Source organism: uncultured Corynebacterium sp., assembly GCF_937999985.1.
Taxonomy (GTDB): Bacteria; Actinomycetota; Actinomycetes; order Mycobacteriales; family Mycobacteriaceae; genus Corynebacterium.
Window position 1 is genome coordinate 1 of record NZ_CALLDG010000103.1, and the last position, 11,758, is coordinate 11,758.

Below are 11,758 nucleotides of genomic sequence, written 5' to 3' on the forward strand. Positions count from 1 at the left end.
GACCTACGCCACCGAGAAGCTGGGCAAGCAGGCTATCCGCGCGAAGGATCGCTCCGGCTTCATCGTGAACTTCCTGCTGGTGCCGTACATGCTCTCCGCAGTGCGCATGGTGGAAAACGGCGTGGCAACCCCGGAGGACATCGATACCGGCATGAAGCTGGGCGCTAACCACCCGATGGGCCCGCTGACTCTGGCCGACATGGTTGGCCTGGATACCTGCGCCTTCATCGCAGACGTCATGTACAAGGAGTTCGGCGACCCGAGCTACGCCTGCCCGCCGCTGCTGCGCCGCATGGTTACCGCAGGCCACACCGGACGCAAGTCCGGCAAGGGCTTTTACGAGTACAATTAAACTCACGACACTCTACGGAAAGGAAGGTCACCATATGTCCATCGACGATCTGAAGAACAAGGCAGAAGGCGCCGCAGGTCAGGCCAAGGAGGCCGCCGGCGAGGCTACCGACAACCAGGATCTGGCCAACGAGGGTCGCGCCGACCAGACCAAGTCCGACATCAAGGACAAGGCCAACGAGCTGAAGGACAAGGCTTCAGACGCTGTAAACAAGGTTCTGGGCGACGCTCAGAAGTAAAACTTAAAACGACAACGTCCCGGCTGAAAGTTCAGCCGGGACTTTTGCTATTGCCGGGGGAACTCCCCGCGCGCTGGCGCGTGCCGGGAGCCTTACAGCGCCTGGTCGACGACCGCTGCCGCGCGGTCGACGATCTCCAGTGCCCAGTTCAGCTGCTCCTCGGTGGTGATCAGCGGCGGGGCGAAGTGCAGGCGGTGGCCTGAAACCATCGGCCAGATGCCAGCCTTCTTCAGCTCGGCACCGAACGCGCCCATGGCCTCGCCGCCCATCGGAGTCTTGGCCTCCTGGTCGCTGACGAACTCGATGGCCCAGAAGAAGCCCTTGCCGCGGACGTTGCCCACGCTTGGGTGGTTCTCCGCGATCTTCTCCATTGCTGGGGCGATCACGCGCTCGCCTAGCTCGGCGACCTTCTCGAAGGTGTTTTCCTCGCGGTAGACCCTCTGTGCAGCCAGGCCGGGGGCACATGCCAGCGGGTGACCGGAGTAGGTCAGGCCGCCCGGGTAAGGCTTGTCGGCGAAGCGCTGGTAGACGGCCTCGTTCATCATTACGCCACCCAGCGGCGCCATACCGGAGTTCACGCCCTTGGCGAAGGTAACCAGATCCGGCTGCAGATCCTTGCCACCGTGCTCATAGGCGAACATCTTGCCGGTGCGGCCGAAGCCGACCATGACCTCGTCGGCGATGTACAGCGCGCCGTGGCGGTCGCAGATCTCGCGTACCCCTTGCAGGAAGCCCTCCGGTGGGACGATGATGCCGCTGGAGCCCACGACGGACTCGATCAGTACGGCAGCCACGTTGTCCTCGTAGACCAGGGTTTCCTCCAGCGACTGCAGAGCGCGGGCGCACTCTTCCTCCTGCGTGGAGGAGTAGAAGGCGCTGCGGTACAGGAACGGACCCCAGAAATGCTTCACGTCGCCGTCGGTGGTGGGGTTGCCGTGGCGGCGTGCCTCACCGGTGGCCATGATCGCAGAGCCTGTGGCGCCGTGGTAGCTGCGGTAGGCCGTAAGGATCTTGGACTTGCCGGTGGTCAGGCGCGCCATGCGGATGGCGTGCTCGATGGCGTCCGCGCCACCGTTGGTGAAGAACACGTGGGAGAAATCGCCCTGTGCTTGCTCAACGATCTCCTTGGCCAGTTCGCTGCGCACGTCGTTGGAGAACGCGGGGTTCTGGTTGGAGATGCGGGTGGCCTGCTGCTGAATTGCCTCTACCAGCTTCGGGTGGGCGTGGCCCAGGTTGGCGCTGACCAGCTGGCTGCCCAGGTCCAGGTATCCGTTGCCCTGGTAGTCGTAGATCCACACGCCTTCCGCGTGGCTGAGCGGCTGCGGGTTGATCTTCTCTTGCGCCGACCAGCTGTGGAATACGTAGTTGCTGTCGTTGTCGCGTACCTGCTGCTCTGCGGTCTTTGCTTCTTCGGTACCGACGCCAACTTTCGCGCCGTCGAAGGTAGTGAATTCGGTGATATTAGGGGGTAATTCAGTCATTCCCCCAGGCTACTCTTGTGAGTTGGCATCGGCAGCGGAGGTGCTGTCTAAGACTGTTCCCGGGTGGCCTGCTCCGTAAAGCTTTCATCGCAATCCTCGCGGTAATCCTCGCCGTAGTCTTCGTCGTCTTCAGCGCCTGGTTCGGCGAAGCCGAAGCGCTTCAGACGCGCCCGGTCGGCAGCGGAGGAGGAGCTGGTGAGTTGCAGCAATTCGTTGTAGATTCCGCCGCTGGTCGCCAGTTCCGCCGGGGATCCGACCTCGCAGACGTGTCCCTTGTCCAGGGTGACGATCTTGTCCACGTCGGCGATGGTGGACAGGCGGTGGGCGATGACGATTGTGGTGCGGCCAACCATCAGCTCGTTTAGGCCGGCCTGCACCACGCGCTCGGCCTTGGTATCCAACGCGGAGGTGGCTTCGTCCAGGATCAGCACGGGCGCGTCCTTCAGCATCGCGCGGGCCACGGCAATGCGTTGCTTCTGCCCGCCGGAAAGGCGCAGGCCGCGCTCGCCGATCAGCGTGTCGTAGCCGTCCTTGAAGTGCATGATGAAGTCGTGGGCGAAGGCGCGCTTGGCCACCGCCACGATCTCCTCGTCGGTTGCGTCGGGCTTGCCGTAGGCAATGTTCTCCCGCACCGTGCCGGAGAACAAGGCGGGTTCCTGGAACACCACGCCGACGGAGCTGCGCAGCTCCGCGGCCGTCATGTCCGCCACGTCCTTGCCGCAGACCTTAAGCTGCCCCTCGGTGGGCCGATACAGGCCCAGCAACAGGTTCACCAGGGTGGACTTGCCGCCGCCGGATTCACCGACCAGCGCCACCTGGTCGCCCTGGGCCGCCTGGAAGGTGACTTCGTGGATGACGGGCTCGCCCTTGAGGTACTCGAAGCTCACGTGGTCGAAGTCGATCACTGGCCCAGTTTCCGGGGCGGACAGCTGTGGGCGCACGGCCTGGTCCACGTCCTCCTGGGAGACCAGCATCGGCCCACCTGGGCGGGCGGCCTCCAGCAGGGGAGCGGTGGCCGAAGGCTCCTCTAGTTCCGCCATGGTCTCGAAGTACTCGCGGGAGCCCGCGGCGGCGCGCTGCGCGGTATCCACCATCCAGCTCATCATGCCGGCCGGCTGTCGGGCCATTACCACGTACTGCAGCAGTAGAACCATGTCGCCGAGCGTGAAGTCGCCGTGCAGGGTGCGCCAGAACAGCATCAGGTAGATGGCGAAGAAGATAATGTTCATCCCGCCCATGCGCAGGATGTCCATGAAGTGCCACCAGCGGGACTGCTCGCGCGTCAGCTGGATCGTGTCCGCGAAGTGCTTCTGGAACAGCCGCAGCTCGCGCAGCTCCGAGACGAAGGACTTCACGACCTTCACCTGGCCGATGACCTCCGCGAAGCGTCCTTGGGCGACGTCGATGTGTTCGTTCTTCTCCTTTTCCCATACCATCCACTTCTTGGAGGTCAGCATGGTCAGGTACAGGTACATCGGGAAGATGATGGCCAGCAGCAGTGCCAGTGGCCAGTAATAGATCGCCGTGATGACCAGGATCATCACCACGGTGATCAGCATGGAGAAAAAGTTGTTGGCGAAGGACTTGATGAAGTCCGTCAGCCCCAGGATGGAGCGATCCAACCGAGAGATAATGGTGCCGGTGACCTGCTTGTCGTAATAGCCCTGCGGCAAAGCCAGCAGTTTGGCGTAATAGCGATTGGAGAGGATCTGGCGCATCCGCATCGCCATCACGTCACCGAACCAACCACCGATGTTGCGGATGATGGTGTTCGCCAGCTCCACTGCCAGCAGCCCGACTGCCAGCCAGATGACGGTCTTCGTCGCGTTTTCAATGGCGGCATCGGAGGCCCCGCCACCGCCGACGGTCTCCACGATCGTGTCGGTGGCCAACTTCACCAGGAAGGGAGTAGCCAGTGCCAGCCCCGCGGTGACGAGGCTGGTGATCATCACAATGATGTAGAACGGCCACAGTTCCTTGGTGGAACGCAGGATTCGGCTAAAGGCATTAATCACACCTAGCCAAGTTAATTGTTCGCATGCTCCTTAGCGAATTCCGCGATGCGGTCCAGGGCCTCCTCCAGGATCTCCCGGGACGTTCCGAAGTTGATGCGCACATGCCCCGCACCCTGGGCGCCGAACATGGTGCCCTCGTTGAAGGCCACGCGGGCTCCTTCCAGCAGCTTCTGGCCCGGCTTTTCCTCCAGTCCCGGAACCTCACTGAGGTCTACCCACAGCAGGAAGCTGGCCTCGGGGCGGATGAACTTTGCGCCGGGCAGCACTTCCGGTAGGCGGCGCTCGAGCAGGTCCAGGTTGCCCTGCAGGTACTCCAGTTCGCTGTCCAGCCAGGCCTCGCCGTCCGTGTAGGCGGCCTCGGCGGCGACCTGCCCCAGTGTGGAGGCAGATCCGGTGCGCAGCGGGCTGACCTTCGCCATGGCTGTGCGGTCGTCCGCGTTGGTGAAGATCATCTGTGCGCAGTGCAGGCCGGCGGTGTTCCACCCCTTGGAGGTGGCCAGCACGGTTACGGTCACCTGCGCAGCGGTCTTGCTGAGTGTGGCCAGGGGAGTGTGCTTGTGCGGCGCGTAGACCACCGGCGCGTGGATTTCGTCGGAGATCAGGCGCACGTTGTACTTGTCAGCCAGTTCCACTAGCTTGGCCAGCTCCTCCGGCCGCCACGCGCGGCCCAGCGGGTTGTAGGGGTTGCAGACGATCATCGCGCCCACGCCCGCCGGGTTGTCGGTGCTGGCGAACGCGGCCTCCAGAGCCGCGTAGTCGAAGGCCCACTCTTCGGCGCCCGCACTCTGTTCGCCCTGCTCCGCAGTGGTTTTCTTCACCTTCGTCATCTCCACCTCGACCTTCGGGCGATTCACGGCGCTCGGCACGTCGAAGAACGGGTGGTAGCTGGGCACTGGAACGATCACGTCGGAGCCCTGGGGCGTCAATTCGTCGATAGCCGCGGCCACGCCCTTGACCACATCTGGCACCAGCCGCACCCACGTCGGCTCGATCTGCCAGCCGAAACGACGGTCCAGGAAGCCGGCCAGGGCCTTCTCCACGGAACGGTTGCGACGCTCGTAACCGAAGTATTCGCGATCCACGCCCGCCTGGATGGCCTGCTTGACGGCGGGACAGGTGTCGAAGTCGGTCTCGGCTACCCACAGGGGCAGGACGTCCTCGTCGTAGACAGTCCACTTCATCGTCCCTCGGGCGCGCAGCGTGGCGAGGTCGGGGACGGATACGGCGGAATCCTGCGGGCGGGTGTTCTGGAGGTTCCGGGTGTTTTGGGCGTTCTTGGGGTTGTTGTTTTGGGTGGTTGCGTTCATAGCCTCCCACCCTAGCACTCTAGACCGAGCTGTCTAGTAGTTGTCTGGTGGCTGTCTCGTTTGGGCTCTGAACTAGCCCGACCCGAGCCCTAACGGCTCGGGTACAGCTCCGGATAATCCTCCCTAATCTGCCGGTAGGCATCCTCCGCCACCTCGCGGGTCACCTCACCCCGCGCCGCCGCATCCGTGTCGAAACGCCGCACCAAACGTCGCGAACCATAGCGTGGCCACTCCGGATCCTCCCCGCGGGCGAAACGCGCGACGATCCCGTGAAACTCCGTCGCCAGCGGCTGCAAACGCTCAGCCGCGGACTCGCCGCAGAAATACTTCACTGTTTTGGGCGCGACCGTGAGGGCGTCAAAAACCAAAGGCAGATCCGCGCAGTGCCAGGCCGATTGGCTCCCGTGAAACTCATAGGCCCAGCTCGTATCACGTTTTTCTTCCATGATCGCGACGGCCCAGCGTTTGATGGCCGAATCACCGATGGCCATTCCCACCGGGTTTTCTGACGCCCACCGCACCCGCGCCCCCAACTTCCGTTCCGCGTACCGCCCCAGCGCCTTGGCCGGTTGCCGAACCAGCGGGTTCTTGGAGCTCAAGCGCTTGTCGATGGCGCGGGCGAAGGGCATCTGTGTGAACTCCTCACGCAGAGTGCCGATCAGCAGTGGCACGTCGCGCATCTCGCCGGGCCGGAACGGGTACGGCCCCACGGCGCAGTCCGAACCGTAGAAGCGGGCATATCGTCGATAGGCGCGCTGCAATTGTTCGGGGGAGAGGCTTTCCAGGTGCTTGCTGGTCAGCGGGCCGCCGAGGACCGCGCGGGCGACGTGCTCGCGGCTCGGCCAGCCCTCGCGCGGGAACCCGGGGCTGAGAATCACGGCGCGGTGCACTAAACCCTCGGTGCGCGGATTGCACAGCGTCCAGGCCGTCAGTGCGCCGCCGGCCGACTGGCCCATCAGTGTGACCTGCTCCGGATCTCCGCCAAAAGCCGCGATGTTGTCCCGCACCCAGCGCAGGGCGGCCACAATATCCTCGGCACCGCGGAAGTACTCCAGCTCGGTGTTCGGATCGGCCGAAGCGTCCACGTCGGCGGGGTGATCCTCGTCCAGCAGAGGCAGGAAGCCCTCCAGGCGGTAGCGGTAGTTCAACGAAACGTATACGAAACCCTCCTCGGCGAAGCGGACGCCCTGGTACCAGAGTTCGTCGGCGAATCCTTCCTCATAGCGACCACCGTGGATGAACACGATTACGGGTGCCGCAGGCTTGGTGCTGGCTGTGGGGGTGGAGCCAGATCCAGGCTTGGCCTTGGGACGGAAGTCAGACTCGATGATGGAAGGGGGTGCGTCGACCGGGCAGGTGATGGATAGGGACTGGCGGTGGGTGGCGGTAGAGGGGTCGCCGAAGAAAAATTTAAAAGGGACGGCAGGGGAAGGAGGGGCGAAGCGTTCGCCCGAGGCATAGGGGATGGACTCGAAGCGGAGGACGGAACCGCGGAGGAAGCCACGTTTGCGACCCTGTTTGATGGCCACATCAACGTAGTCCTTGGCCTCAGGGATAGAGTGGGGGATCATGGGTTACCTCCAAAACGCTTCCGAACTGCCTTATGAACTGCCCGACTTCGCGGCAATCGACCTAGCCGAGCTGGTGCCCGCCTTCCGCACCGCTCTGGCGGATCACGCCGCGCAGATCGCGGCGGTCGCGAACAACCCTGAGGCTCCCACCTGGGAAAATACCGCCGAGGCGTGGGAAGAATCGGGGCAGATGCTGCAGCGCGTGCTGGCCATTGTTTTTAATTATACGGGCGCAAATGCCACCGATCAGGTGCGCGAGATCGAGGCGACCATCAGCCCGGAGCTGGCGCGGCACTTCAGCGAAATCTGGCTGAACCGGAAACTGTGGGAGCGCATCTGCGCCCTGCCCGAGCAACCGGAAGGCAGCGAAGAGGAAGCCCTGTTGCGGGAACTGAAGAAGAGCTTTATCCGCGGCGGTGCCGAGCTGGACGATGCGCAGCGGGAAAGCCTGCGCGACATTGACGCCCAGCTGGCGGAGCTGACCACCGCCTTCGGCGCGCAGCTGCAGACCGCTACCGAGGACGCGGCGGTGCTGCTGACCGACGAGGCCGAGGTCGCGGGACTGAGCGCGGCGGACAAGGAGTACTTCGCCAAGGCCGCCGCCGAACGCGGGGAGGAAGGCTGGCTGATCCGCCTGGGCCTGCCGAGCATCCAGCCCGTGCTGGAATCGCTGGAGAACCCGGCCGCGCGCGCGAAGGTGCACGACGCATCGCTGAACCGCGCCGCCGGCAACAACGAGGCCACACTGCTGCAGATCGTGCGGCTGCGTGCGCAGCGCGCCGAGCTGCTGGGCTTTGCCAACCACGCCGAGTTCGTAGCCGCCGCCGAGACCGCCGGTAGCCTCACGGCGGTCGAGGAGCTGCTGGATCAGGTGACGCCCGCCGCCGTGGCAAACGCGCACGGCGAGTACAAGCGGGCACTGGACAAGATGGCCGTTAGCGGAGCTGGGAGCGCAGCGGGCACAGTAGACACAGCCGGGCTCAGCGGCGCCGACTGGCCCTACTGGGATGCCAAGCTGCGCGCGGAAGAACTGGACGTCGACGAAGCCGAGCTGAAGAAGTACTTCCCGCTGGAACAGGTGATGGTCGACGGCGCCTTCTTTGCCGCCAAGCGCCTCTACGGCATCGACGTGCGGGAACGCACCGACCTGGTCGGCTACGCGCCGGGCGTGCGGGTGTGGGAGGTCACCGAGGGCGCCGATAGCGCCGATGGAGCCGAAGACAGCGCGCCCGTCGGCATCGGCCTGCTGCTGACCGACATGTACGCCCGCCCCACCAAGCGCGGCGGCGCGTGGATGAACTCCTTCGTCGAGCAGTCCAACCTGCTGGGCAAAGCGCCGGTGGTGGTCAACGTCATGAACATCGCCGAACCTGCCGAAGGCGAGCAGGCGCTGCTGACTCTCGACGAGGTGCAGACCGTTTTCCACGAGTTCGGCCACGCCCTGCACGGCCTGCTCTCCGATGTGCGCTATCCCACGCTGTCTGGCACCAACGTGCCCCGCGACTTCGTGGAATTCCCCAGTCAGATCAACGAAAACTGGGCCCTGGAGCCCGCCGTGCTGCGCAACTACGCCCGCCACGTGGAAACCGGGGAAGTCATCAGCGGCGAGTTTGTCGACGCGATCCGCGCCCAGGCGAAGTGGGGCCAGGGGTTGGCCACCACCGAGTTCCTGGCCGCCTGCTGGCTGGACCTGGCCTGGCACAAGCTCTCCGCCGCGGAGGCGGAGAAGCTTGCCGCCACCGACGATGCCGCCGCCCAGGTGGAATCCTTCGAGGCCGAAGCCCTGGAGCGCGCCGGGGTGGACGTCAACGGCGCCCTCGCCCCGCGCTACCGCTCGGCTTACTTCAACCACATCTTCGCCGGTGGTTATTCCGCCGACTACTGGAGCTACCTGTGGGCGGAGGTGCTGGACGCCGACGGTTTCCAGGCCTTCGTCGATACCGGTGCTGCAGTGGGGGAGTCTAATGACGCCGCCGACCTCGACGACGATGATGTCCGCTTCGCGGGCGAGCGTTTCCGCCGCATCATCCTCTCCCGCGGCGCTAGCATCGACTTCGAAGACGCATTCTGGATGTTTCGTGGCCAGCAGCGCAGCGTGCAGCCGCTACTCGACCGCCGCGGGTTGAGCCAGGGGTAGGCGTCCCTAAAAAAGAAAGAGCAAACCAATGATGGAATGGCTGATCAACGCGCCGGTGTGGATTCAAACCCCGCTGGTGTTCCTCGCCCTATTCGTGGTTTGCACCGTGTTGGCCTTAGTATGGCAGGTGATTGCGCTGCGGATTTTCCCCGCCAGCGCGGAAGAACAGCGCGTGCACGGGGCGCTTTCGCTGCGCGAGATGTGGGCGAGCCGCAGCTCGGTGCCACTAGACGGCGACACTAAGCGCAGCGCCGGACACGACCAGAAGCGCTAAGACGAACCAGAAGTAGTCAGAAACAGAAACAGAGACAGAAGAGACGGAGAGGACTAGCAGCCAATGAAACACCACTCCAAGGTGCGCCAGGCGTTGGCCCTGCTGCTCGTTCTGCTGCTCGTGGCCTGGCTGGCCACCAGCGTTTTCTAGCCCCGCGCGCTTCCCGCGATCGCGCTGCTAGCCCTCGCCGCGAGTGGCGGCCAGCACGTCGCGAGCCAGCGGCATATCCGCCAGATCCTCCACCAGCACCGGGTTGCCTTCGCCATCGCACAGTGGCACGCGCCAGTTCGGGTACAGGTCCTGCGTGGTGCCCGGCTGGTTCTGCGCCCGCAGGTCTCCCACCAGGTCCACCAGCGCGGCGCAGCGTAGGAGCGACGGGGTCTGCGCAATGTAGCGGTGCATGGCCCGCAGGATGTACGAGACATCCGGGCGGCGTTCGCGCCCGTGCCGCGGATCGTCCAGCTCCTGGCGCAAGCCGTTAAGGAAGTAGCCCTCGCAGTCCATTCCACGGAATCCACCGTGGCGGGCGATGGTGCCCAGCACGTCGACCTGCCAGTTGGCATCCTCGGCGAACTCGTCGTCCGCGTTGCGGGTCAGCACTCCCAGCTCCTCGCGCAGGTCGATGTGCCCGCCGCGAAGGTAGCTGGCGGTCGGGGGCAGGTCGTGTGTGGTCACGGAGGTTAGGCAGGTACGGCGGTAGGCCTCCGGCGGTTTCGCCCCGTTGGCGTCACCCTCAAACCACACGATCGAGGTTCCCATTACTCCGCGGCTGGCCAGGTAATCCTGCACCCACGGCTCGAAGGTGCCCAGGTCTTCGCCGACCACCACGGCACCGGCGCGGTGAGCCTCCAGCACCAGCGCGCCGACCAGCGCCTCGTGATCGTAGGTGACGTAGGTGCCCAGGGTGGGGGATTCCATGCGGGGGATCCACCACAGACGGAACAGTCCCAGCACGTGGTCGATGCGGATGCCACCGGCGGTGCGCAGGATCGTGCGCAGCATGTCGCGCCACGGACGGTAGCCTTCTTCGGCCAGCTTCCAGGGGTGCCACGGCGGCTGCGACCAGTCCTGGCCCTGCTGGTTGTAGCCATCCGGTGGGGCGCCCACGCTGGCTCCGGGAGCCAACACGTCGGCCAGAGTCTGTGCGTCTGCGCCACCGGGGTGCACGCCCACGGCCAGGTCGGCCATTAGCCCGATGCTCATGTGTTCGGTCAGAGTATTCTGCGCATGCAATTCCTGCTCCTGGCAAAGCATTTGCATCCAGGCGTAAAAGTCACTGGTTAGCGCTGGATCGTTGGCCGCGCGCTCGCACCATTCAGTGAAGCCCACCAGCCCCTCGCCCTCGCGCTCGCGGAAGGCGCGCAGCTGCTCCGCGCGCTCGTCGCCGATCCCTGCGGTGTACAGCAGGTGCAGGGCCTTGATTTTGGACGCCACCACGGGGTCTCGCTCCAACAGGTCAGCCGTGTGGTTGCGCTTCTTCAGCGGGGCGGCGAGCTGCTCGATCTCCGCGTGCAGCTCGGGGTGTGCGGCGTACTCAGGAGTGTTCTCCACCCGGATGTAAATGGGGTTGGTGTAGCGGCGGGTGGTCGGCAGGTAGGGGGAATCCTCCACCGGGGGAGCGGCCTCCGCTGCGTGCATGGGGTTTACCAGTACGAAGTCCGCCCCGCCGAGCTTTTGCAGGGAGTCGCTCAAGACCTCGAGGGTGCCGTAGTCGCCGATGCCCCAAGCGTCGCGGTCGCGCAGAGAATACAGCTGCGCCATCACTCCGGTACGCGGGGCATCCGGCAGGTCCAGGGATTGGGGGGATACCAACAGGGTGGAGGTGGCTTTCGTGGAGTCGGCGCGGGCCTCTAGCTGGTGCCAGCCTGCGGGCAGGGCGGGCAGCTGGAATGTGGCGGTGCCGAAAGTGGTGGCGGCGGCTTCAGCGCCGACGGTGATGGGATCGACCCATTCATTGAGCTGCTCGAGGGCAATGGTCTCGCCGTCCTCAGTGCGAACTTGCACCTGCAAGGATTCGCCGTCGATGCAGTGGACGCGCAGGGTGCGCGGGCGGTCGGCGATGGCGGTGACGGTGGGAGGCAGCATGCGGCTATAGCGGACGCGCAGTAGATCCTCGATGGCCGCCTGCACAATCTCTTCGGTGAGGGCGGCGGGGTCCTCGGGCAGATCCAGACCCAGCTCGCGGAGTGCGAAAAGCACGGTGCTGCTTTGGACCTCTACCCTTTGGCCGTTTTGGCCGGTGTACCAGGTGGCCACGCCGCACTCGGTGGCCAATTCATTGAGGATTGCATTGACGTCGGAGGCGTTTGCACCGCCGGATTCCACAGAGCTAGTCACAACTGCCATTGTGCAGGGCACTGGGCGCATCTTCCACTTTTTCAGC

At 64.7% G+C, this 11,758-nt stretch carries 9 protein-coding genes; 4 read left to right on the plus strand and 5 right to left on the minus strand.

Features of this window, described 5'->3' with window-relative positions:
• Positions 1 to 352, plus strand: a 352-nt coding sequence (locus tag Q0331_RS04735; RefSeq protein WP_298075320.1) for a 3-hydroxyacyl-CoA dehydrogenase family protein, incomplete at its 5' end; no start/stop codon positions are given.
• 40 nt (positions 353 to 392) lie between these two features.
• Positions 393 to 590, plus strand: a complete 198-nt coding sequence (locus Q0331_RS04740) for a CsbD family protein (protein ID WP_192817228.1) — start codon at positions 393 to 395, stop codon at positions 588 to 590.
• A gap of 92 nt (positions 591 to 682) precedes the next feature.
• Here the strand turns inward: Q0331_RS04740 and Q0331_RS04745 are convergent, their stop codons facing one another.
• The 4 genes from Q0331_RS04745 to Q0331_RS04760 form a co-directional block, all read right to left on the minus strand.
• Positions 683 to 2,071 (minus strand): aspartate aminotransferase family protein, encoded by a 1,389-nt coding sequence (locus Q0331_RS04745; RefSeq protein ID WP_298075322.1) that lies wholly within the window; start codon positions 2,069 to 2,071, stop codon positions 683 to 685.
• A gap of 47 nt (positions 2,072 to 2,118) precedes the next feature.
• Positions 2,119 to 4,086, minus strand: coding sequence for an ABC transporter ATP-binding protein (locus Q0331_RS04750; RefSeq protein WP_298075324.1), 1,968 nt, complete (start codon positions 4,084 to 4,086; stop codon positions 2,119 to 2,121).
• Between the two features lie 11 nt (positions 4,087 to 4,097).
• Positions 4,098 to 5,393: a MalY/PatB family protein gene (locus Q0331_RS04755; protein ID WP_298075325.1), complete on the minus strand. Its 1,296-nt coding sequence runs from the start codon at positions 5,391 to 5,393 to the stop codon at positions 4,098 to 4,100.
• Between the two features lie 89 nt (positions 5,394 to 5,482).
• Positions 5,483 to 6,964: a carboxylesterase family protein gene (locus Q0331_RS04760; RefSeq protein ID WP_298075326.1), complete on the minus strand. Its 1,482-nt coding sequence runs from the start codon at positions 6,962 to 6,964 to the stop codon at positions 5,483 to 5,485.
• Between Q0331_RS04760 and Q0331_RS04765 the strand changes: the two genes are divergently transcribed.
• Both Q0331_RS04765 and Q0331_RS04770 read left to right on the plus strand, forming a co-directional pair.
• Entirely contained in the window at positions 6,963 to 9,101 is a 2,139-nt protein-coding gene (locus Q0331_RS04765; RefSeq protein ID WP_298075327.1) for a M3 family metallopeptidase, read from the plus strand. The genes Q0331_RS04760 and Q0331_RS04765 overlap by 2 nt on opposite strands.
• A 28-nt stretch (positions 9,102 to 9,129) precedes the next feature.
• Positions 9,130 to 9,375, plus strand: a complete 246-nt coding sequence (locus tag Q0331_RS04770; protein WP_298075329.1) for a hypothetical protein — start codon at positions 9,130 to 9,132, stop codon at positions 9,373 to 9,375.
• A 177-nt stretch (positions 9,376 to 9,552) separates the two neighbouring features.
• On the opposite strand, the gene Q0331_RS04775 is transcribed toward Q0331_RS04770, so the two are convergent.
• Positions 9,553 to 11,721 carry a 4-alpha-glucanotransferase gene (locus tag Q0331_RS04775; protein WP_298075331.1) on the minus strand — a complete coding sequence of 723 codons (2,169 nt, stop codon included), beginning with the start codon at positions 11,719 to 11,721 and terminating at the stop codon, positions 9,553 to 9,555.
• Positions 11,722 to 11,758: the final 37 nt, after the last annotated feature.